We start from the raw sequence: 20,576 nt of genomic DNA, 5'->3' as shown, positions 1-20,576 counted from the left end.
TGTCGAATTACCAATTAAAAATAAGTACATCCTTTATTATAAGATAAAAATGGAATGCTTAAAAATGAAAATTTTGACTATCTGGTGAACTTTTAACGAGCAAGAAACTCGAACTTAATCGTACCATATTTATTGGTAATTGCAATCACATAGTATGTGATGAAAGAAAAGATGTGGTACATTAAAGAAAGAACTAATAAGTTTATTTACTATGTCTTATTCACAAGGAGGATATATGATGCCAGATAAATATGCTAGCTTCTCTGAACTTGCCTCTCATGAAGTATACAACCAAGACTACAAAATTCAATTCGAAATCAGACCTTCTAACATTATTATGCTTGCGATACACGGCGGAGGTATCGAAACTGGAACATCCGAACTTGCTGTTGGGCTAGCAGGAAACGAATACTCGTACTATATATTTGAAGGGTTAAAGAAATCAGGAAATGCCGATCTTCATATCACATCCACTCATTTTGATGAACCTCATGCGTTAACTATTATATCGAAAGAAGACTATGCCGTATCTTTTCATGGATACAATGATAAAAGTGAAAAACACACTAAAATCGGCGGTGCTGACAAAGCATTAAGATCCAAAGTGTATGAGGCGCTTGTTTCCAAAGGTTTTAGCACAGAAATTTTATCAGATCAAGACCCTTTTTCCGGTACAAGCCCTAGAAATATAACCAATAAAACAGCTAGGAGGATGGGTGTGCAAATTGAGATAAGTAAAGCGCAAAGAGAAGCTTTTTTTGCAACTAACACGAGAAATGAACGTAAAAATTCGAAAACCCAGGAATTTTTTGAGTATATATCAGCTATTAGAAGCGCATTTCCTCTTAGATAAAACAGATACGTTTAGTATTTATTAAACAGGTTAGATTTATTACGGACATGTTTGTGGTATACATATAGTAACTACATATACTGGAGGAGATAATCATGAAAACATTTGACCAAGAAGATACCCTAGAACGTCTTAAAGCCTCTTATCAATATTTAAAAAGCGTAGACGTACGGGGAATCAGCACATTAGATGATCAAAAACGAGCGGAAGCTGTGCAGTTAATCGAAGAGATTGGTCTTAAAATATCAGAAATGCGTGTGAAAGTAGAGTGAGAAAAAAGAGAAGGACATCTGTCCTTCTCTTTTTCAACAACTATAAACAGGAGATTGGCCATGAATGAGCAATATTATGACGCTTTATTAAATATAAAAACAACGGGAGAACAAAAGGGATTCAATGATTCATTTCATTACCATCGTTATGAACCTACGCCTTATAGTGCATTAGAAACACTTTTCACTCAGTATGAGCTAACAAGCAGCGATAGAATTGTCGACTTCGGGTGTGGAAAAGGAAGGCTAAATTTTTATGTGAACTACCTGTGCAATGCCACCGCTGTAGGGGTAGAAATGAACGAGCACTTTTATGAGCAGGCCATAGATAATCAGAGGGGCTATTTAAAAAAAGCCAAGGGTCGCAAACATCCTATTCATTTTCAGTGTTGTTTAGCCCAGGAATATAAGATTCATCCGCTAGACAACTGCTTTTATTTTTTTAATCCTTTTTCAGTTCAAATTTTTATCCAAGTAGTGAACAATATTTTGCTTTCGTGGGAAGAGAATAAACGCGAGATTGATTTGATTTTATATTATAGTTCGGAGGATTATCTTCATCACCTCGAAAAACACCCTTCTTTCATTTTAAAAGAAGAGGTAATGCTGCCAGAGTTGGATCGTAAAAACCCATATGAACGGTTTTTGATTTATAAAGTAGCTTATTAAGACGAACTATTTACTGTTTGATAAAGCTGTATCTTGACGGTTCTATTGAACAAATCAGCAGGAGGTGGAAAAATACCTGCTGCTTTTATTTATAACTTTTTAGAAATTAAAGCATAACACTTTATTATGTAAGCGCTTTCTGTTATAATGAAATTAGGTTGGATAGCATGCGTGGCTATCGGTGTACTCAGCGCAGGCGGGGCTAGTACAGAAAGAGAAGGCTACATACAAGTTAATAAACATTTAGTGGATAGAAATAAGAACTCTCAAAAACAAATTTATTAATTTGTATGCTAAATCGTAAATTAACAAGAACGGCATTTATGATAAGGTTTTAGAGAAAAGAACCCAGCATATACTGTATAAGCAATTTTTTTACTCTAAAAAAGGGTAAAGAAATTGCTTATTTATTTTTAAATAAGTGCCCAGCTGTTCAGATTTGTTTTGAGATATCTAACGTTAGTGTATAATAGTAACAAGTATGAAAAGTTGACATTGTGAATTGATTAAAGGGGATTTAAAAATGAGTGAACTAAAAATAGATGATGTAGCGAAGCAAAGCGGTTTAACAAAACGTACAATTCGTTATTATGAACAAATCGGACTGATGCCAGCACCTCCAAGAAGTGAAGGTGGATTTCGTCTGTACACCGAAGAACATGTAGAATTTTTAAAGAAAATTACGAATGCCAAAGAAGTCATGGGTTTTTCACTTCAAGAATTACAGGAATTTCTTGCTTTAAGTGATACTCTTGAAATACAAAAGATGGATTATAGGCAAGTGAAAGGAACAAGTCAACAAAAAGAAAAGTTAGAGCAAGTATTACATACGGTAGAAGAGCAGCTCAAGCTGATTGAACAGAAAAAGAAAAACATCTTAAAAGTAGAGTCTGACCTTCTGTCACTGAGAGATCGTGCTAAGACTGCAATTGTAAAATTTGAGCAGGAAGAATCATAAAAAGCAGGCGCATTCACCAGAAGAGTGCGTCTGCTTTTACGGTTTTTATAGGGCATTGATTTACGATTGTGAAGTGTTTTCTTCTAGCTGTACCCCTAAAAGAAGTAAAATAGCCTGTATCCCATCGGCTTTTCCACTGTGAAAGCTTCTTGTCTCAGCATCCAAAGCTTCATTTACAGATTCCATCATATTTGATTCGTACAAGTCTAAAATTAATTGTTTTCCTTCGGGACTCAAATGCAGCTGCCCGCGTTCCTTCATTTTAAACTTCAACTTCTTCAACTCCCTTTCCCATAATACTATCAGTATACAAAATTAATAACATTTACGTAAACGTTAATTTTTGTATATGGACAGAAGAACGTATTGAGTATAGGTACTAAGTGAGGTGAGAGATACTGATTACCCTTTGCTTGTTTTAATGTTTGTCAGCTTATAGCCGCAAGCTGAGCATGTATAGATAACGTTTTGATTGGACTGAGCAGTTAAAACGGTAGCAAGCTCTTTTTGAGAATGACAGTTAGGACAAATAACAACAGGGGATTTCATGTGATTTTCTCCTTTTCTTTTTCATAGTCAAATTTTATTTTATGTAAAGTTTAATCAAATATCCTTTGTGCTATCAAAAACGACGGAAGACATGTAAAAAAGCATTCTCGCTCAAAAGAAACGGGAATGCTTAAGCTGAGTTTAAAATCCGTCCGGGCTTGCTGTAAATGGAATGTTAAGTCTTCTTTCTACATTGCGTAAGCGCTGATTTAATCTGTTTATACGATCAGTATGTCGCTCCACAACGCGATTTAAACGAGTAATTTCTCTGACTTGCTCCTCATTTTGTCTCTCAAGGGCACGAATTCTTCGTTCAAATCCTCCAAGATTTTGAAGCTGCTGTCTTTCATCGTATTCTTCATGCTGTGGTACGTAAGGGGGACAGTATTGTTGAACTGAGTAATCAACTTGTTGAGGAATGTATCCAGGGTTGAAATAATAAGGGTTCATTAGGGCACCGCTCCTTTTACATAGTAATTTCAAATCAAACACGATATAACGTATGCGAAGATAAGAAAAATGCTATAGGCACATACCTAAAGACATTCTGTATTTAAAAAAGGAAAGTATTTTTAAAAGTCAAAAGGAGATAGCCGATCTTGTCTTGAATATGCAAAATAGAAAAGCTTCTTTTTTAGACACTTTATTTAAGAAAGAGGGAAAGTGACTAATGGCTCAAGGAAAACAAAAACCAGCACCTAAAATAGAAGAATCAAAAGCTCCGCCTGCAAAGAAACAAAAGTCGAAGAGCCGAAGCACTAAAAAAGCGCAGCCTCCTACATCGCCCTGGGTAAAAGCTGCTTCCATTTTATCTAACATTGATTTCATTCGTTTGTTTCGAGTGCTGTTTCTTGCTTTAGTGGTTGCTTTTATTGTGTATCAATATATTTTACTTACAAACGGGATCTTCATCAAAACATATGCGGCCCTTTGGCATCATCACAAAATGCTCTTGCTGGCTGGAGCTGCATTCATTACCTATACTTCTTTCGTTTTTTACCTTGGCTACCGCACCGCTAAAAAACGGTAGAACTGCTCTAGGGGGCGAATAGCATCTATTCTTTAAACAAACCTTATATGTATATCAGCATAGAGGGGGGAAGAAACGTGGACAAGCAGCGAGCAAAACAAATTGCTGATTCACCCGTTATGGCTAACGTTACGTATAACGATACGGCCGTTTATATTCAACATGTAAGCGAAGAAAATGATACGGTAAGAATTTATCCGCTAGGTCAGCCAGAAAATGAACAAAATGTTTCCGTGAGCCAATTAGTAGAGAATTAAGGTGGATAAATAGAGCTGGTTTTTCAGTTAAATAAAAGCCAGAGAGCTATGTTGTACTCTCTGGCTTTTATTTATTCTTCCCACTTCTTACTGCTGATTTTCTCAATAATTCCGTGCAAATCACCTGGCTTATGAAACTCAATTGGAGACGCGCCTTTTTCAAACAGAATCGATTCTGCTTCAATTAACGCCACGTAGCGTCCGTTCACTTTTGCTAAGTGAATATTTTCCCCGAAATCAGCTAACAGTCCTTTAATCTCTGTTTCGCCAAGCTTCATTTTAAGCTCCGCATCAGGGGTATGCTCGACGATATGAGCAGCAGCTTCCATGACTTGATGCGTATCTAAACGTTCTTGAAGCTCACGCTTTTCACTTGTTGCCCACAGTTCCATGTCCGATTCAAACTGTTCGAGTTCTACGCTTTCTGCTTCAAACGTTTCGCTGACGTGTTCACGCACCATATCCATTACTTGTGTTTTCATAATCTCAGGCATCGGCTCGTTGTAGTCAATAAATTTCAAGAAGTCTTCAAAGTAACGAGCGTGAGACGCTTGGTGGATGACAAGTTCACTTTCTTCGACCATGCCTTCTTCAGGCATGTATGGGTATTGAATAGATTTCATGTTTTTAGTAGTAATCGCCATTTCTACGTGACGAATAAGGGTTGATTCATCTGAAATTGAAGCCACTTTTGGTTCGAAGTCACATTTTAAAATAAACACAAAAGCATGATCAAAATATTTTCTTGGAACAGCAGATACAACTAAAAATGCTCCTCCTCGAACGGCTGCAGTATCAAGGTATGCATTGATAAACTGTTCGCTATTTTCTTCAAATTCTTCTTTGGTTGTGGCAAAACGAGTGCGGTGAAATAAATTATAATTAGGGTTTGAGTCGAGAGCGTGGCCTGGTTCAACTATAAAATACCCGAGCTTTGTAGGCACTTGTTCTGCTTTGGGGTGTCGCTCTACTTTGCGTTTTACAATTTTTTTAAATTCACCGTCTAAAAAATCTTTAATGGAACTTTCGTCATATTCTTCTGTATCAAGCGTTTGAAAATGCTTATATTGTTTAGAAGCCTGTTCTTCTTTTCCTTCTACTTGTATTACGTAAAATGATAAAAAATTAATTTTAAAATCCATAGCAGTCACCTTGTTTCTTTTTAGTCAGTTACTTCAGTATAAGAAAGAGTCCGGTAAGCGTCAATGCCTGTTAGCTTTAGGGGAAGAAGATCTATTTATACAATTGATCAGCTGAGGAATAGTGTATAAAGCAAAGAATAAGAGAGGCAGGGGGCCTCTCTTATTTATACTGCTCCAACCGTTCAAAAAAGGTTTTGACAAACTTATAAAAAATTTTATCAGAAGGTGCTAAATCACGATTTCGAGGAATAATCATCCCGACTGTACGCTGAAGCTGCGGCGTATGAATAGGGAGTTTAGTCGTAAAACGAGGAGTCGTTTCAGACACTGTGCTTTCAGGAAGAAGCGTGACGCCGATTCCTGCGGATACAAGACCTTTAATCGCATCTAAATCTTCTCCTTCAGATGAAATATTGGGCATGAATCCTGCTTGTTTGCAAGCGTCAAAGGCCATTTTATGTAAAATGAATCCTTTTGGAAATAGTACAAAATCTTCATTTCTTAAATCCCGCAGCCGAATGTTATCCCGTTCAGCGAGCGGATGATGAGAAGGAACAAGGGCTAAAAGATTTTCAGTGAATAGAATATGGCCTTCTATACTCTGGTCCTCTACAGGTACAGGGCCTAAAAAAGCGATATTAATATCTCTTTTTTTAACCGATTCAATTAAAAATTTATACGAACCTTGTCTAAGATGAAAAGCAACATTTGGGTGTTCTTCTTTAAAGGCTGATATAATAGTAGGAAGAAGGTGACTGGCAAGGCTTGTGGGAAATCCGATTTTAATCGTTCCTCTTTCGGGATCCAGGTATTCATCAATTTGTTCTTTCGCATAGTCAATAGCTTTCATAGCCGTCTCCGTATGCTCAAGAAAGACTTTTCCTATTGCTGTTAACTTGACATTTCTTCCTTCGCGTTTGAATAAACTAACACCTAGCTCAGACTCCAGGTTCGCGATTTGACGGCTGATCGCTGATTGAGCTACATGCAGATATTCTGCCGCCTCAGATACGTGTTCTCTTTTTGCAACTTCCATAAAATAGCGTAATTGACGCAGTTCCATAGGCATCCTCCATCTATATATATCAAAATTAGATTAGTTTTATCTAAATTATATATTGTTTATATTGATTTGAAAACTTACAATGTAAACAGGTGATCTTAAAAAGATAAAGAAAACGAACGGGGGAGAAGAAGATGACATACAATCAAATGCCAAAAGCTCAAGGTCTCTACCGTCCTGAATTTGAGCACGATGCATGTGGAATCGGACTATACGCTCAATTGAAAGGCGTAGCGTCACATGATATCGTTAAAAAAGGACTAAATATGCTTTGCCAGCTTGACCATCGAGGCGGACAGGGAAGCGATCCGCTAACAGGAGATGGAGCTGGATTAATGGTGCAAATTCCACACGCGTTCTTTAAAAAGACATGCGTTGAATTGAACTTGCCTGAAAAAGGTCGTTATGGAGTTGGAATGATCTTTTTCTCAAATAACGAAGACGAGCGTCGAGAAATCGAAGCTTATATTAATAAATTAATTGAAGAAGAGGGACAAACGTTACTAGGTTGGAGAACTGTACCTGTAAATGTCGGAAAAATCGGAAAAGTTGCAAAAGAAAGCTGTCCGTACGTACGACAAGTATTTATTGGGGCAAATGACGGTATTCAAGATGACTTAGCGTTTGAACGCAAACTATATGTTATTCGTAAGCAAGCGGAAAATTGGGCGCAGGCGCGTCAAAACCGTTTTTATTTTACGAGCCTTTCAAGTAGAACAATTGTGTACAAAGGGTTATTAACGCCTGAGCAAGTTGATGCTTTTTATCTTGACCTACAAGATGAAGACTTCACTTCAGCGTTTGCTTTAGTGCATTCTCGCTTTAGCACAAACACGTTCCCAAGCTGGGAAAGAGCACATCCAAACCGTTATTTAATTCATAACGGTGAAATCAATACGCTTCGCGGTAATCAAAACTGGATGAGAGCACGTGAACAGCAGTTTGTTTCGGACGCATTTGGTAAGGATTTGCCGAAGGTTCTTCCAATTTTAGATGCTGAAGGAAGCGACTCATCCATGTTAGATAATGCGCTAGAGTTCTTTGTATTGGCCGGCCGCAAGCCAGCGCATGCAGCGATGATGCTTATTCCGGAGCCTTGGTCTGAGAATCCGCACATGTCAAAAGAAAAACGTGCTTTCTATGAGTATCATAGCGCATTAATGGAGCCATGGGATGGTCCGACTGCTATTTCGTTTACGGATGGAAAGCAAATCGGTGCTATTTTAGACCGTAACGGTTTACGTCCAGCTCGCTATTATGTTACAAAAGATGATTACATCATCCTTTCATCAGAAGTAGGCGTCATTGATGTTGAAGATGAAAATGTATTATATAAAGATCGTTTAAGCCCAGGTAAAATGCTTCTAATCGATTTAGAGGAGGGCCGGATTATTTCAGACGAAGAAATTAAATCTGAAATGGCACAGGCTGAGCCTTATCAAGAGTGGTTAGATGAACAGCTGGTAACGTTGCCAGAAGTGCAGGAAGAAAAATCTGAATACTTCGATGATTTGGTCATTCGCCAGAAGTCATTTGGCTACACGTATGAAGATATTCATAAATATTTAGTTCCAGTTATTACAGAAGGAAAAGATCCGCTTGGTTCAATGGGTAATGATACTCCATTAGCCGTGTTGTCTGATCGTCCTCAATCGCTGTTCAATTACTTTAAGCAGCTATTTGCTCAAGTAACCAATCCACCGATTGATGCTATTCGTGAACAGTTGGTTACATCAACAATGACATTGCTTGGTGCAGAAGGGAATTTACTGCATCCAACCAAAGAAAATATTCATCGAATTCAGCTTGAGACACCGGTTTTAACAAACGATCAAACTGATCAGCTGAAGTCTGCCATTCATCCAGATTTCAAAAGTGCTGTTATATCTGCTGTATTTACAAATGATTTAAAAGCAGATCTTGATCGCGTATTTGCTGAAGCTGAAGCGGCGATTAACGCAGGTGCTAGCATTCTTGTTCTGACAGACCGTGAAGCGGGAGCTCAATCCGTAGCTATTCCAGCTTTATTAGCGGTTAGCGGACTGCACCAGCACCTAGTGCGAAAAGGAAACCGTACAAAGGCGAGCATTGTTGTAGAAACAGGAGAAGCGCGTGAAGTGCACCATTTTGCAGCGCTGATTGGTTACGGCGCAGACGCAATTAATCCATATCTTACTTTTGCAACATATCAAAATGAAATTAACGCCGGTACGTTGAACGTATCGTATGACTATGCTGTTGAGAAATATGTAAAAGCCGTTACTGAAGGTGTCGTAAAAGTAATGTCTAAAATGGGTATTTCGACGGTGCAAAGTTATCGGGGCGCACAAATTTTTGAAGCAGTTGGAATCAGTGCAGAGGTTATCGATCACTATTTTACAGGTACTGCTTCGCAGCTTGGCGGTATCGGTTTAGATGTTATTGCAAAAGAAGCAAAAACGCGTCATGACAATGCTTATGTTGAAACAATTGAGCAAACGTTAGAATCAGGAAGTGACTTCCAGTGGAGACACACGGGCGAGCATCATGCGTTTAATCCAAAAACAATTCACACGCTGCAGTGGGCTTGCCGTAAGGGAGATTACAGCTTATTTAAAAAATTCTCTGAATCGGCTAATGAAGAACGCATCGGTTTCTTGCGCAACCTGTTCTCATTTAATGGATCGCGTTCATCTATCTCTATTGATGAAGTGGAATCAGTTGATTCGATTGTAAAACGTTTTAAATCAGGTGCTATGTCGTTTGGATCTTTAAGTCAAGAAGCTCATGAAACATTAGCGATTGCGATGAACCGTTTAGGGGCACGCAGCAACAGTGGAGAAGGCGGCGAGCATCCTAGCCGCTACACTCTGGATGAGAATGGAGATAATCGCCGCAGTGCGATTAAACAAATCGCTTCTGGGCGTTTTGGAGTGAAAAGTCACTACCTTGTGAATGCCGATGAGCTTCAAATTAAAATGGCACAAGGTGCAAAACCTGGAGAAGGCGGTCAGCTTCCAGGAAACAAAGTATATCCATGGGTGGCAGATGTGCGTGGATCAACGCCAGGAGTAGGCTTAATTTCACCTCCTCCACACCACGATATTTATTCGATTGAAGATTTAGCGCAGCTTATTCATGACTTGAAAAATATAAACCGTGATGCACGAATCAGCGTCAAGCTCGTTTCAAAAGCAGGTGTAGGAACGATTGCTGCCGGAGTAGCAAAAGGAGTAGCGGATGTTATTGTCATTAGCGGTTACGACGGAGGTACGGGAGCATCTCCAAAAACCAGTATTAAACATACTGGACTACCGTGGGAACTTGGCTTAGCAGAAGCTCATCAAACACTTATGTTAAACGGTCTTCGTGAAAAAGTAGTGCTTGAAACAGACGGGAAATTAATGACGGGTAAAGATGTAGTCATGGCAGCACTCCTAGGAGCAGAAGAGTTTGGTTTTGCTACGGCACCTTTAATTGTTTTAGGCTGTATCATGATGCGTGCGTGTCACTTAGATACATGCCCAGTTGGAGTGGCGACGCAAAATCCAGAGCTTCGTAAAAAGTTCCTGGGAGAAGCGGACCACATCGTTAACTATATGAAATTTGTTGCACAAGAAGTGCGCGAAATTATGGCTGAACTTGGATTTAAAACAGTGGATGAAATGGTTGGACGCACAGACGTATTAAGCGTTAGCGAACGTGCAAAAAATCACTGGAAGGCTCAGCACTTAGACTTAACAACTCTTTTATATCAAGCTGAAGGTGTACGTACCTTTAAAACACCTCAAAATCATAAAATTGACGAATCTCTTGATATGCAAAAGATTTTGCCTGCGGTACAGCAAGCAATCGAGCATAAGTATCAAGTCGAGTTAGAACTTCCAATTTCTAATATTAACCGTGTAGCTGGAACAATTGTGGGAAGTGAAGTTACAAAACGTTACGGTGAGAAAGGTCTGCCAGAAGATACGATTACTCTTCGATTTACTGGCTCAGCAGGACAAAGTTTTGGTGCGTTTGTTCCAAAAGGAATGTCTATGTATCTAACTGGAGATGCAAATGATTATATCGGAAAAGGTTTATCAGGAGGTAAAATCATTGTTGCTCCACCTAAGGAAACAACAGCTGTGTCAGGCGAGAATGTTATCGTTGGGAACGTTGCATTTTACGGTGCAACAAGCGGTGAAGCCTATGTTAGCGGGCTAGCAGGAGAACGTTTTGCAGTTCGTAACAGCGGTGTGAACGTAGTGGTTGAAGGAATTGGCGATCATGGCTGTGAATATATGACTGGCGGACGTGTTGTCGTATTAGGCGATGTAGGTAAAAACTTTGGTGCAGGAATGTCAGGCGGTATTGCTTACGTATTTGCTGATGATCAAGAAGCATTCAAAAACCTTTGCAATAAAGACATGATTGGGTTTGAGGGCTTAAAAGGCGAAGAAGCAGAAGAAGTAAAAGAGATGGTTTCAAATCATCTGAAATATACGAATAGTCATAAAGCAGCATTTGTCTTGGAAAATTGGGAACAATCACTTTCAAAATTTGTAAAAGTGATTCCGAATGATTATAAACGCATGATGAATCGCATTGAAGAGCAAAAAACAGCTGGACTAACGGAAGAAGAAGCAGCTATGAGTGCGTTTGAGGAAAATGCAAAACAAGAAAAGAAAGCATCGGCAAAACAACAAGAAGCGGTAGCTCAGTAAGAAAGGGGAGAGTACGATGGGAAAACCAACAGGATTTATGGAAATCAAACGTGAAAAAGGGAAGGAACGTGACCCGTTAAAACGTTTAGGTGATTGGAAAGAGTATGCTGCTCCTTTATCTGATGAAGCGCTAAGCCGTCAAGGGGCACGATGTATGGATTGTGGCACACCTTTTTGCCACATGGGAATGGATATTAATGCTTTTACTTCTGGATGTCCAATCTATAACTTAATTCCAGAGTGGAATGATTTAGTTTATAAAGGACGCTGGAAAGAAGCTTTAGAGCGTTTAATGAAAACGAACAACTTCCCGGAGTTTACAGGACGAGTTTGTCCTGCTCCGTGTGAAGGTTCCTGTACGCTTGCTATTTCAGATCCAGCCGTTTCGATTAAGAATATCGAACGCGCTATTATTGATAAAGGCTTTGAGAATGGGTGGATTACTCCGCGAATTCCAGAGAAAAGAACAGGCAAAAAAATTGCTGTTATTGGCTCTGGGCCAGCAGGCTTAGCAAGCGCAGATCAGCTGAACCAAGCGGGTCATTCCGTAACGGTATATGAAAGAGCAGATCGTGCTGGCGGTTTATTAACATATGGAATCCCGAATATGAAGCTAGATAAAGAAGTAGTGGAAAGACGTGTTCGCTTATTGACGCAAGAAGGTATTGATTTTGTAACAAATACGGAAGTTGGAAAAGACATTACTGCTGAAGAATTAAAAGAACAATATGATGCTGTAATTTTGTGTACAGGAGCTCAGAAGCAAAGAGATCTAGTATTAGAAGGTCGTGAAGCAAAAGGAGTTCACTTTGCAATGGACTACTTAACAACTTCAACAAAAAGCCTTTTAGACTCTAACTTCAAAGATGGTCAATTTATTGATGCTGAAGGAAAAGACGTTATTGTTATTGGAGGCGGAGACACGGGAGCTGACTGTGTAGCTACTGCTCTTCGTCAAAAATGCCGCAGCGTTGTTCAGTTTGGTAAACATCCTCAGCTTCCTGCTGAGCGTACGGCAGATAATATGTGGCCTGAATATCCACATGTATTTAATCTTGAATATGCTTATGAAGAAGCACAGGCAAAATTTGGGGACGATCCACGTGAATATTCAATTCAAACGAAAAAAATCGTGGCAGATGAGCAAGGCAATCTAAAGGAACTTCATACGGTTCAAATGGAAAAAGTAAAAGGTGAAAATGGACAGTACATCTTTACCGAAATTCCAGGAACAGAAAAAGTATGGCCAGCTCAGCTTGTCTTTATTGCGATTGGGTTTGAAGGTCCAGAGCATCCGGTTCTATCAGCGTTTGGTGTTGAAACGAAAAATCGTCGCGTAGATGCAGCGTATGGAAATTACAAAACAAATGTTGAAGGTGTTTTTGCTGCTGGTGACGCTCGTCGTGGGCAAAGTTTAATCGTATGGGCTATTCATGAAGGTCGTGAAGTAGCTAAACAAGTTGATAGCCATCTAATGGGAGCAACTGTATTACCATAATAAAAAACCGTCACAATTGTGGCGGTTTTTTGTTTATCTAGGATTTGGCACTTCATTTCCTCTACGTAAATTTTCAAATGAAACGGTTAAAATCGTGTTGGTAATTCGAACTTGTGAAGCGGGGGAAACGCTGTATAAGTTGAAAAGTTCAAATATCCAGGGGTCACGTTTTTTTAACTGTCGCGCGGCTTTTTCAACGCGTTCGTTAATAGATCCGCTGTAATTGTTATAGTTATCATCAACAAATCTTACAATGGAACGAAATAAGTATTCTGTTAGTTTGCTATCCACCCCGCCTCGTTGAGCATCTCTGTAGATGGACTGATACTGTCGTTTTAAAATTTTCATCACTCTGTCTACATCGCGTGTAGATCTAACTTTCTCTTCTTCATGCAGGATATAAGAAAATAAGTCTTCATTGTATCTATAAGGTTCTAAATAATTTTCATTCGTAGTAGGAACCACTGGATGGTAATAGCGCGGCATATAGGGGTAAACCCATTGACTGTACATGAAACATTCACACCTTCCTCGTTCATTTCCCATTAGTTTATGCACGAGCGTGCTAGCTGCTGCATGTTTGTTTTAAATAAAATTTAGGAGTTTGATAATAGGACCACCCTCTAAATTCTTGATAAGTCGATATAAAATAAATGTAAATGGGTGTATTTAGCAAGTCGGGATAATGTTGAAAAAACGCTTGGTCTCCGTAAAACATTGCTTCTAAAGCAAGGGGGAGTTCACGACGGAAAATTTGATAACGAAGCTGCGCTTGCTCGCGGCTGAACTCGCCTCCACTAACAAAAACTTCGCCTTGAATAACTGCTTGTCGGTCTGTTACGTGAAGCGCAGCTAGTACTTCATCACGCATATTTTTATCTATCGCCTTGTTGTTATATGAGCATCCGATGCTTAAAAAAAGCTGACCGGTTGTATCAGAATGAGTGAGAGTATATTTTCTTCCGGAAACCGGATAGGAGGAAGTAGCAGGGGGAATAAGAGTCGTAGAAAGTTTTGAAGAATTAAACGAACTCATAGTCATTTACACTCCTTTTTTTGAATAAATTTCAATATTATACGGCGCTATGGGCTCAGTTGTGATAAATGTCTACTTTCTTTCTGTAAGAAAGGCGTTTTGATGTACTTTTTGAGAAAAGGATGGTAATATTTAACTGAAATTATGCATGTATAGTCCCCAAGAGAGTCTTCAAAAGCAAATGTGAATGGAGGTTATCACTTGAATATCACAACGTTTGACGGTAAGTATGGAAACTGGCTAACGACTAAAAACCCTCTTCAATTTCAAGCAGCGACTGCCTATGGGAACATTGGGCTGGCTCCTATCTATTGGGGAACAAAAGAAGAAAAAAATGGATGGTATTACATGTATCAGCCTGAAGAAATAACGGGCGTTCAAGTAGAAGGTGAAGTTGATGGTGGTAAATTTCTCATTCGAATTCCCGATGATTGGAATGGAAAGTTAGTTATGTCAGGAGTCCCAGCTACCCGAGATGAGAAATCAACGGATTTACTATTCAGCGACTATGTGTTGGCAAAAGGGTTTGCGTTTGCTGCTTCTGATAAAGGAACTCAGGGAGAAGAAGTGAGAGATGATCCATTTGCTAAAGCAAAGAACGCTCTAGTCAAAGAAGAAGACTCCATTAGAAAATGGCATATTCAATACCGAGCAGTGACAAAAATCGCGCAGAGATTTTTATTTGAAAATTATCGTCACAAACTTCAAAATGAAGTGACAGAATATTTTGATATAAAAACGTATGCGTTAGGTATTTCTAACGGGGGTTATGTTGTTCGCTATGCTTTAGAAAACGACGGGAAACATGGAGAGCCTCAGCTTTTTAATGGAGGCGTTGAATGGGAAGGGGTTATGTGGCGAGCTGATCACGATAACTTGATTACTTCCTTAACACCTGTTGTAAATCATGCCGAAGAAGCACTGTACACCGTAGGTGAATCGCAAAAAGAAGCTTTGCACCGTTTGTATCAAGCAGGGTTGCCAAAAGGATCTGAGTTTTTATGGCCATATCATGACCAGTATTATTGGTTTTTAACGCTTAATATATATAGAGATGAGTTTGACAGTCAAGCACCTGGAAGCATTCCATGGCAAAAATACTTGACTCTTTTTGAAAACGGAGTTAGAGACCGTTCGTTAGATTCTATTTTTGAAAAGTATGATTATCAAGAAAGACCGCAAGATGTAAAGCAAAGAGTTCGTGAAATTGAAAATACAGGTGATATTTCCGTTCCGTTGATAAGCATTACAGGGTCGTTAGATGCTCTTATTTTTCCGGATATTCATGCTTATCCTTATGAACAACTGGTAAAAGATTCTGGTAAGCAGCACCTTCATCGTCACTATGTAATTGAAAATGGCAACCACATTGATAGCTTAGTATGGAATCATCAAATTGACCCAGATCGAAAGCTTCAGCCTCTCCTGCCTTATGTGTATCAAGGATTTGAACTGCTATGTGATTGGGTGGAGAATTTTGAAGAACCTCCGAAAAATAAGAAAATAAGTGCGCCTCTCAAGGAAATGCATGTAAAAGATCTAAAAACAGAGGAAGACGTGCTGCCGTTGACTACAAAGAAAAGCATATCAACAGAAAAATAAATCGTTCAAAACCGTGCCGAAGGTGCGGTTTTTAATTTGGAAAAGCAATGTTTGAATAAAAACACCTTTGGTGAATACAAAATATTATAGTACGATAAGAACGGAATATACGTTATTTGTTATTTATTTTCATCTATTTAAAATAAAAATAATAAAAACATTGAACAAAACCGAACTTTTGTGTTAGATTAATAACTATAATTCGTACATTTATTAAATGGCTACAGTTGAAAGGAGCAAAAAACATCATGACAGCGAAAGTAATTAAAGGAAAAGAAGTAGCGCAAGAACTGCGCGCCGCATTAAAAGAAGAGGTAGCTCAATTAAAAACAAAAGGTATCGTTCCTGGTTTAACCGTGATTTTAGTAGGAGAAAATCCTGCTTCGCAATCATATGTAAAAGCAAAAGCAAAGGCTTGTGAAGAAATCGGTGTTGCATCTGAAATTATCAAACGTGACGTAACGATTACTGAAGAAGAGCTTTTAAACGAAATCCATCACTTGAATGGAAATCCATCTGTTCATGGTATTCTTATTCAACTTCCATTACCAAAACATATTGATGAAAAAGCAGTATTAAATGCTGTATCTCCTAAAAAAGATGTAGATGGCTTCCACCCAGTAAGTGTAGGGAATATGGTTATTGGCGATGAGTGCTATTTACCATGTACACCACACGGCATCGTTGAGTTAATTAAACGTTCAGGTGAAGAAATTTCAGGTAAACATGCGGTAGTAATTGGACGAAGCAATATTGTTGGTAAACCAGTATCCATGCTTTTACTTCAAGAAAGTGCAACGGTAACAATTGCTCACTCTCGCACACAAGATTTATCTGCTTTAACAAAACAAGCTGATATTCTTGTGTCAGCTGTAGGACAACCTAGACTTATTAAAGCAGATGATATTAAGCCGGGTGCGATTGTAATTGATGTAGGTAACACAATGGAAAATGGTAAACTCGTTGGTGATGTTGATTACGAAGCGGCTTTAGAAGTTGCAGGTTATATCACACCAGTACCAGGCGGAGTTGGCCCGATGACCATCACAATGTTATTAAAAAATACGGTAGATGCTGCTAAAACAATTAACAACGTAAAATAACAAGAAGTAAAAAAGAGGCTGAGACAAAGGTATTTTCGTTGAAGGAAGATCCGAACGAGTTTGATTCTTGATTGAGAATCAAACTTGTTCGGATTTTTTCATTGATAAAGTTAACATAGGTTTCATGTATGAGTGTGCTTCTAGCTGGTGATTGGAGAGAAAGGCGAAGACTTCTGCGGAAATCAATAGCGGTGTTACAAGCAATCCATACTAGAGCATTTATCCAGTTTGTTTGTCTTTAGGTTGGATTGATTTCGCTATGTCTGAACCTTTCTTTGCTTCAGTAATGGAATGGAGGCTAAAAGAATAGAATGTAACAACCTGTATACAAAGAGGAGGAAGCGATGGTTACGTTACCTGCAACCGTATATTCTCAACAAATGGTGAAGAAAAAGTTAAACGTTTATTATCCAGTTGTACATTTGACTAATCAAGCTGTTCAGCACAGCATGAACAGTAAAATTTTGCAGCGCACGAATGAATTAATTCGTCAGCAGGGATATGGAGAAAATCCGGATACGGAAGAAACGGGTTATTATGAGTTGAAAACGAACGAGCGAAATGTACTCAGCTTAACACTTGTCAATTTTGCTTATTCCGGGGGAGCGCATGGTTTGACCGTGGTCGTTCCGTTAACGTTTAATGTGCTGACTGGAAAAACGTATCAACTCAAAGATCTATTTAAAAAAGACAGTAATTACGTGAGCATTCTTTCTAAAATAGTAGGAGAGCAAATAAAAGAGCGCGATATTATGGTTCTTGGAGAGTATAAAGGAATTAAACCAGATCAAGATTTTTATATCGCCGATAAATCACTTGTGCTCTTTTATCAGCTGTATGACCTGGCCCCTTACGCATATGGAATTCCTTACTTTCCAATTTCTATCTACGCTATTCAAGATATTATTGAAGATGAAAGTCCACTTGGACAAATGTTTGGATAAAGTTATAAAAAATTGCGGTGCGGCCGTACGTATCTTTTTAATTCGGCCGCTAACTGCTGACGAAGCGAACGAACGCTAATCGCTTCAGCAATATCTTTTGCTACAGGAAAGACCCCAATATTAGTGATATGAACACGAAGATAACCCTCATACAAGCATCCTCCCTCCGCATGCTTGATTTTGGTGCGTACCACAGCTTCTATTTTATCGTTTTCATTTTGCAAAGGGTAAGAATCTGTGATATGAAAACGAAAAGAATATTCCTCCATCACCATCATCCTTTTTTCTATGATATGTACTAGCATACTATACAAATAGTGAATCAGAAAAAATAAATGTGTCAAAAAGACAAAAGGCAAAGCAATCAAGGAAGCAGTTTCTTGCATGTAATGGTCCTTATTTGTGAACGATAACAGAAAAAGACAAGAAGCTGGAGTTGCGATGATAAAAATAGCATTCAAAGGATTACTTATTATTTTATCTTTATATATTCTGTACGTGGTTATAGCGGCGGTGGTTCTCTTTTATGTACCTTTAAAAACAGGAGAGGGAACGACCTCAATTAAACCGACTAGCTTTTTTGGTCACAGGGAGTCTACGGACCGAGTGAGACTTCTTGAAGATGGTTATGAGGCAGGAAGAGTTCGTATTCAAATGATTCAAGAAGCTGAGAAATCGATTGATATTGCTTATTACTCAATAGGAAAAGGAGAGTCAACTGATTTAATTATGGCCGCTCTTTTTAAAGCAGCTGATCGAGGCGTCCATACTCGCGTTCTCTTAGATGGGATAGCTAACGGCTTACGAGGAAATCGAAGAGGCGTGCTCTATGCATTAGCTTCACATCCCAATATTGAAGTGAAGTATTACGAACCGCTTCAATTGTTTAAACCTTGGGCGTGGCAAAATCGTATGCATGACAAAATAATGATTGTAGACGGTAGACTAGGTATAATAGGAGGACGGAATATAGGGGACAAGTATTTGGCTAAAAAGCCTCCTCCAGATTTCGTCTATGATCGTGATGTCTTTATTACAAACAGCAAATATAAACAAGATAGCGTCATCACTCAAATGCAAAATTATATAAATGAATTATGGGCTCATCCTTACACTAAAAAAGCTTTTTATCATCTCACGCAGTACCAGGTCGATCAGGGAAATAGGATGAAAGCTTTGCTGCTGCAGCAATATGATAAAGCTAAGCAAGTAGGAGAAACGTTTGCGACGCCTAAGATTAATTGGAATGCTTCCACCGTTCCTACAAAGCGTGTTTCTTTTATTCATAATCCAATTGAACGCTTTAATAAACGACCTTTTATGTGGAAAACGTTTATTAATCTGGCAGAAGCAGCTAACCGCTCTGTTCTTATTCAAAGTCCTTATGTGGTGCCAACCAATGCGATGAGAAAGTATATAGCAATGAAAAAGAATCCAGCTGTTCAATGGACGCTACTCACAAATTCAGTTACATCTACGCCCAATGTGTTGGCTTTTTCCGGGTATATAAGTATGCGTGATACGATTGTGAAAACAGGTGTAAAGCTTTACGAATACCAAGGACCTTATTCGATTCATGCAAAGTCTGTGATTTATGATCAAAGACTCAGTGCCGTAGGCTCTTTTAATTTAGATTCCCGTTCTACATTTTTGAATAGTGAATCCATGGTCATTATCGATAGTCAAGAATTTGCAAAAAAGCTGACGATGGCGATGGAAAACAAAATGGATAAAAGTGTCCTTATTGCTAACCATAAGCGATGGATTAAATCTCCTGACATCCAAAAGACAGAAGAACCTGTTATGAAGCGGACCTTCCTATACGCCCTTGCAAAAGTGACGAGGTTTTTTAAGGAATTTATTTAAACAATCGGCAGTAGAACAAAAAGCACTCAATGGATATACCATTGAGTGCTTTTTGTTACATATCTTATAAATAAATGAATAAACAAACTTATCACATAATGTAAATTATCCTCTTTTATTTATTGGAAAAACTAGGTAGTATAAACATAATAGACAAAAAGGAGGAAGACACGTGGAAACCCCCGTTTTAATGAAACCAGATGCAGCTTATAAAAAGGCTTATATGAACTTTTATCATGAATGGAAAGCAAGCGGAGAAAAAATGATTCCGTGGGTAATTGCTAAAGAACCTGCTTACTTTGAAAAAATGGTTCAAGAGTTGTTAGATGCAGAAAAAGGGATCGGGTTAAAAAAAGGATATGTACCCGATTCCACCTACTGGCTAATGCATCACGAAAAAGTAATAGGCGTAGTTAATATCCGCCATGAGCTAAGTGAAATACTGCGAAACAGCGGAGGACATATAGGTTATGGTATTCGGCCGAGCGAAAGACAAAAAGGATATGCGAAGCTGCTACTGAAGTTATCTCTTCAAGAGATTAAAAAGCTGGGAGTTCAACGGGCATTAGTTGTGTGTGATGATTGGAACACGGCTTCTCGTCGAACTATTCTGGCAAACGGTGGTATACAAGACGAGGATTATATAGAAGAGGACGGAACTGTTGTTCAACGTTTTTGGATTCATACGGATAAAATGGCATAAGAAAGAGGTGAATTTTTCAATTCTCCTCTTTTATGCTTAGTCATATTGTTTTAAAGCTAACTTCAGTCGCATATAGGTATACATGGCGTATGCCTGTCTTCCTTTTAAACTGTACGGATTTGCTTTGGAGCAAAGACAGTCAAGAAATTGCTCATCACATGAGCGGCATGATCCGTAATCTTCATAGCATAAATCATGGTATTTGCAGCAGCAGTCTACATCGTTTACCGGACATCCGGGACCACTGCATCCGGGACCACACCATTTATAGCCGGGGAAGAGGCAGGGTGCGGCTTTCCGTTTGTTCGGAACAGACATAATCATACATCCTTTTCAATAGTCT

Annotated in this window: 22 protein-coding genes; 13 read left to right on the top strand and 9 right to left on the bottom strand. The window is 38.8% G+C overall.

Going from position 1 to position 20,576, the window contains the following annotated elements:
- Positions 1-238: 238 nt before the first annotated feature.
- The 4 genes from AC1D0Y_RS13330 to AC1D0Y_RS13315 all read left to right on the top strand — a co-directional run bounded on the left by AC1D0Y_RS13330 (position 239) and on the right by AC1D0Y_RS13315 (position 2,752).
- Entirely contained in the window at positions 239-853 is a 615-nt protein-coding gene (locus tag AC1D0Y_RS13330) for a poly-gamma-glutamate hydrolase family protein (protein WP_028408728.1), read from the top strand.
- A gap of 95 nt (positions 854-948) precedes the next feature.
- Complete coding sequence (locus tag AC1D0Y_RS13325) at positions 949-1,125, top strand: hypothetical protein (protein WP_169305171.1); 177 nt, start codon at positions 949-951, stop codon at positions 1,123-1,125.
- Between the two features lie 60 nt (positions 1,126-1,185).
- Positions 1,186-1,794: a class I SAM-dependent methyltransferase gene (locus AC1D0Y_RS13320; protein WP_098333280.1), complete on the top strand. Its 609-nt coding sequence runs from the start codon at positions 1,186-1,188 to the stop codon at positions 1,792-1,794.
- A gap of 523 nt (positions 1,795-2,317) precedes the next feature.
- The gene (locus AC1D0Y_RS13315; protein WP_013056794.1) at positions 2,318-2,752 is read left to right on the top strand and encodes a MerR family transcriptional regulator; all 435 of its coding nucleotides are present in this window, start codon (positions 2,318-2,320) and stop codon (positions 2,750-2,752) included.
- A 60-nt stretch (positions 2,753-2,812) separates the two neighbouring features.
- Here the strand turns inward: AC1D0Y_RS13315 and AC1D0Y_RS13310 are convergent, their stop codons facing one another.
- The 3 genes from AC1D0Y_RS13310 to AC1D0Y_RS13300 form a co-directional block, all read right to left on the bottom strand.
- Positions 2,813-3,025: a hypothetical protein gene (locus AC1D0Y_RS13310; RefSeq protein WP_013056795.1), complete on the bottom strand. Its 213-nt coding sequence runs from the start codon at positions 3,023-3,025 to the stop codon at positions 2,813-2,815.
- 129 nt (positions 3,026-3,154) lie between these two features.
- Positions 3,155-3,301, bottom strand: coding sequence for a hypothetical protein (locus AC1D0Y_RS13305; RefSeq protein ID WP_013056796.1), 147 nt, complete (start codon positions 3,299-3,301; stop codon positions 3,155-3,157).
- A gap of 141 nt (positions 3,302-3,442) precedes the next feature.
- Positions 3,443-3,751 carry a hypothetical protein gene (locus AC1D0Y_RS13300; protein ID WP_477707690.1) on the bottom strand — a complete coding sequence of 103 codons (309 nt, stop codon included), beginning with the start codon at positions 3,749-3,751 and terminating at the stop codon, positions 3,443-3,445.
- A 220-nt stretch (positions 3,752-3,971) separates the two neighbouring features.
- On the opposite strand from AC1D0Y_RS13300, the gene AC1D0Y_RS13295 reads away from it, so the two are divergent.
- Both AC1D0Y_RS13295 and AC1D0Y_RS13290 read left to right on the top strand, forming a co-directional pair.
- Entirely contained in the window at positions 3,972-4,331 is a 360-nt protein-coding gene (locus tag AC1D0Y_RS13295) for a hypothetical protein (RefSeq protein WP_028408726.1), read from the top strand.
- 77 nt (positions 4,332-4,408) lie between these two features.
- Positions 4,409-4,588: an H-type small acid-soluble spore protein gene (locus tag AC1D0Y_RS13290; protein ID WP_013056799.1), complete on the top strand. Its 180-nt coding sequence runs from the start codon at positions 4,409-4,411 to the stop codon at positions 4,586-4,588.
- A 71-nt stretch (positions 4,589-4,659) separates the two neighbouring features.
- Here the strand turns inward: AC1D0Y_RS13290 and AC1D0Y_RS13285 are convergent, their stop codons facing one another.
- The gene (locus AC1D0Y_RS13285; protein WP_025752107.1) at positions 4,660-5,730 is read right to left on the bottom strand and encodes a DUF3900 domain-containing protein; all 1,071 of its coding nucleotides are present in this window, start codon (positions 5,728-5,730) and stop codon (positions 4,660-4,662) included.
- A gap of 160 nt (positions 5,731-5,890) precedes the next feature.
- Positions 5,891-6,793: a glutamate biosynthesis transcriptional regulator GltC gene (gene gltC / locus AC1D0Y_RS13280; RefSeq protein WP_013056801.1), complete on the bottom strand. Its 903-nt coding sequence runs from the start codon at positions 6,791-6,793 to the stop codon at positions 5,891-5,893.
- Between the two features lie 134 nt (positions 6,794-6,927).
- On the opposite strand from gltC, the gene gltB reads away from it, so the two are divergent.
- Both gltB and gltD read left to right on the top strand, forming a co-directional pair.
- Positions 6,928-11,481: a glutamate synthase large subunit gene (gene gltB / locus AC1D0Y_RS13275; RefSeq protein WP_028408725.1), complete on the top strand. Its 4,554-nt coding sequence runs from the start codon at positions 6,928-6,930 to the stop codon at positions 11,479-11,481.
- Between the two features lie 16 nt (positions 11,482-11,497).
- A complete protein-coding gene (gene gltD, locus AC1D0Y_RS13270) occupies positions 11,498-12,979 on the top strand; it encodes a glutamate synthase small subunit (RefSeq protein WP_013082931.1) in 1,482 nt (493 codons plus the stop codon).
- A 33-nt stretch (positions 12,980-13,012) separates the two neighbouring features.
- Here gltD and AC1D0Y_RS13265 read toward each other — a convergent pair whose 3' ends face one another.
- Both AC1D0Y_RS13265 and AC1D0Y_RS13260 read right to left on the bottom strand, forming a co-directional pair.
- Positions 13,013-13,492 (bottom strand): hypothetical protein, encoded by a 480-nt coding sequence (locus tag AC1D0Y_RS13265; protein WP_430247786.1) that lies wholly within the window; start codon positions 13,490-13,492, stop codon positions 13,013-13,015.
- Between the two features lie 52 nt (positions 13,493-13,544).
- Complete coding sequence (locus tag AC1D0Y_RS13260; protein WP_028408724.1) at positions 13,545-14,015, bottom strand: staygreen family protein; 471 nt, start codon at positions 14,013-14,015, stop codon at positions 13,545-13,547.
- 201 nt (positions 14,016-14,216) lie between these two features.
- Here AC1D0Y_RS13260 and AC1D0Y_RS13255 point away from each other — a divergent pair, with 201 nt between their 5' ends.
- The 3 genes from AC1D0Y_RS13255 to AC1D0Y_RS13245 all read left to right on the top strand — a co-directional run bounded on the left by AC1D0Y_RS13255 (position 14,217) and on the right by AC1D0Y_RS13245 (position 17,664).
- Positions 14,217-15,617: a tannase/feruloyl esterase family alpha/beta hydrolase gene (locus AC1D0Y_RS13255; RefSeq protein WP_098249851.1), complete on the top strand. Its 1,401-nt coding sequence runs from the start codon at positions 14,217-14,219 to the stop codon at positions 15,615-15,617.
- 248 nt (positions 15,618-15,865) lie between these two features.
- Entirely contained in the window at positions 15,866-16,720 is an 855-nt protein-coding gene (gene folD / locus AC1D0Y_RS13250; protein WP_060747354.1) for a bifunctional methylenetetrahydrofolate dehydrogenase/methenyltetrahydrofolate cyclohydrolase FolD, read from the top strand.
- A 344-nt stretch (positions 16,721-17,064) separates the two neighbouring features.
- The gene (locus AC1D0Y_RS13245; RefSeq protein ID WP_050689955.1) at positions 17,065-17,664 is read left to right on the top strand and encodes a DUF3298 and DUF4163 domain-containing protein; all 600 of its coding nucleotides are present in this window, start codon (positions 17,065-17,067) and stop codon (positions 17,662-17,664) included.
- A 2-nt stretch (positions 17,665-17,666) separates the two neighbouring features.
- Here the strand turns inward: AC1D0Y_RS13245 and AC1D0Y_RS13240 are convergent, their stop codons facing one another.
- Positions 17,667-17,933 carry a hypothetical protein gene (locus AC1D0Y_RS13240; RefSeq protein ID WP_028408720.1) on the bottom strand — a complete coding sequence of 89 codons (267 nt, stop codon included), beginning with the start codon at positions 17,931-17,933 and terminating at the stop codon, positions 17,667-17,669.
- Positions 17,934-18,105: 172 nt separating this feature from the next.
- Here AC1D0Y_RS13240 and AC1D0Y_RS13235 point away from each other — a divergent pair, with 172 nt between their 5' ends.
- Positions 18,106-19,530, top strand: coding sequence for a phospholipase D-like domain-containing protein (locus AC1D0Y_RS13235; RefSeq protein WP_060747514.1), 1,425 nt, complete (start codon positions 18,106-18,108; stop codon positions 19,528-19,530).
- Between the two features lie 190 nt (positions 19,531-19,720).
- Entirely contained in the window at positions 19,721-20,233 is a 513-nt protein-coding gene (locus AC1D0Y_RS13230; protein ID WP_060747513.1) for a GNAT family N-acetyltransferase, read from the top strand.
- A 36-nt stretch (positions 20,234-20,269) separates the two neighbouring features.
- On the opposite strand, the gene AC1D0Y_RS13225 is transcribed toward AC1D0Y_RS13230, so the two are convergent.
- Entirely contained in the window at positions 20,270-20,551 is a 282-nt protein-coding gene (locus AC1D0Y_RS13225; protein ID WP_081085336.1) for a hypothetical protein, read from the bottom strand.
- Between the last annotated feature and the right edge of the window lie 25 nt (positions 20,552-20,576).

It is taken from the genome of Priestia sp. P1_B12_1 (genome assembly GCF_056406695.1).
Note: the sequence above shows the minus strand (reverse complement) of the source record. Positions and strands in the feature narration are given on the sequence as shown.

Bases quoted from the DNA above. Each gene is read 5' to 3' on its own strand.
- gltB (WP_028408725.1), top strand. From the start codon at position 6,928: ATGACATACAATCAAATGCCAAAAGCTCAAGGTCTCTACCGTCCTGAA.
- AC1D0Y_RS13320 (WP_098333280.1), top strand. From the start codon at position 1,186: ATGAATGAGCAATATTATGACGCTTTATTAAATATAAAAACAACGGGA.
- AC1D0Y_RS13285 (WP_025752107.1), bottom strand. From the start codon at position 5,730: ATGGATTTTAAAATTAATTTTTTATCATTTTACGTAATACAAGTAGAA.
- AC1D0Y_RS13235 (WP_060747514.1), top strand. From the start codon at position 18,106: ATGATAAAAATAGCATTCAAAGGATTACTTATTATTTTATCTTTATAT.
- AC1D0Y_RS13315 (WP_013056794.1), top strand. From the start codon at position 2,318: ATGAGTGAACTAAAAATAGATGATGTAGCGAAGCAAAGCGGTTTAACA.
- AC1D0Y_RS13245 (WP_050689955.1), top strand. From the start codon at position 17,065: ATGGTTACGTTACCTGCAACCGTATATTCTCAACAAATGGTGAAGAAA.
- AC1D0Y_RS13300 (WP_477707690.1), bottom strand. From the start codon at position 3,751: ATGAACCCTTATTATTTCAACCCTGGATACATTCCTCAACAAGTTGAT.
- AC1D0Y_RS13330 (WP_028408728.1), top strand. From the start codon at position 239: ATGCCAGATAAATATGCTAGCTTCTCTGAACTTGCCTCTCATGAAGTA.
- AC1D0Y_RS13260 (WP_028408724.1), bottom strand. From the start codon at position 14,015: ATGAGTTCGTTTAATTCTTCAAAACTTTCTACGACTCTTATTCCCCCT.
- AC1D0Y_RS13240 (WP_028408720.1), bottom strand. From the start codon at position 17,933: ATGGAGGAATATTCTTTTCGTTTTCATATCACAGATTCTTACCCTTTG.
- folD (WP_060747354.1), top strand. From the start codon at position 15,866: ATGACAGCGAAAGTAATTAAAGGAAAAGAAGTAGCGCAAGAACTGCGC.
- AC1D0Y_RS13230 (WP_060747513.1), top strand. From the start codon at position 19,721: ATGAAACCAGATGCAGCTTATAAAAAGGCTTATATGAACTTTTATCAT.
- AC1D0Y_RS13225 (WP_081085336.1), bottom strand. From the start codon at position 20,551: ATGTCTGTTCCGAACAAACGGAAAGCCGCACCCTGCCTCTTCCCCGGC.
- AC1D0Y_RS13265 (WP_430247786.1), bottom strand. From the start codon at position 13,492: ATGTACAGTCAATGGGTTTACCCCTATATGCCGCGCTATTACCATCCA.
- AC1D0Y_RS13295 (WP_028408726.1), top strand. From the start codon at position 3,972: ATGGCTCAAGGAAAACAAAAACCAGCACCTAAAATAGAAGAATCAAAA.
- gltC (WP_013056801.1), bottom strand. From the start codon at position 6,793: ATGGAACTGCGTCAATTACGCTATTTTATGGAAGTTGCAAAAAGAGAA.
- AC1D0Y_RS13325 (WP_169305171.1), top strand. From the start codon at position 949: ATGAAAACATTTGACCAAGAAGATACCCTAGAACGTCTTAAAGCCTCT.
- AC1D0Y_RS13305 (WP_013056796.1), bottom strand. From the start codon at position 3,301: ATGAAATCCCCTGTTGTTATTTGTCCTAACTGTCATTCTCAAAAAGAG.
- gltD (WP_013082931.1), top strand. From the start codon at position 11,498: ATGGGAAAACCAACAGGATTTATGGAAATCAAACGTGAAAAAGGGAAG.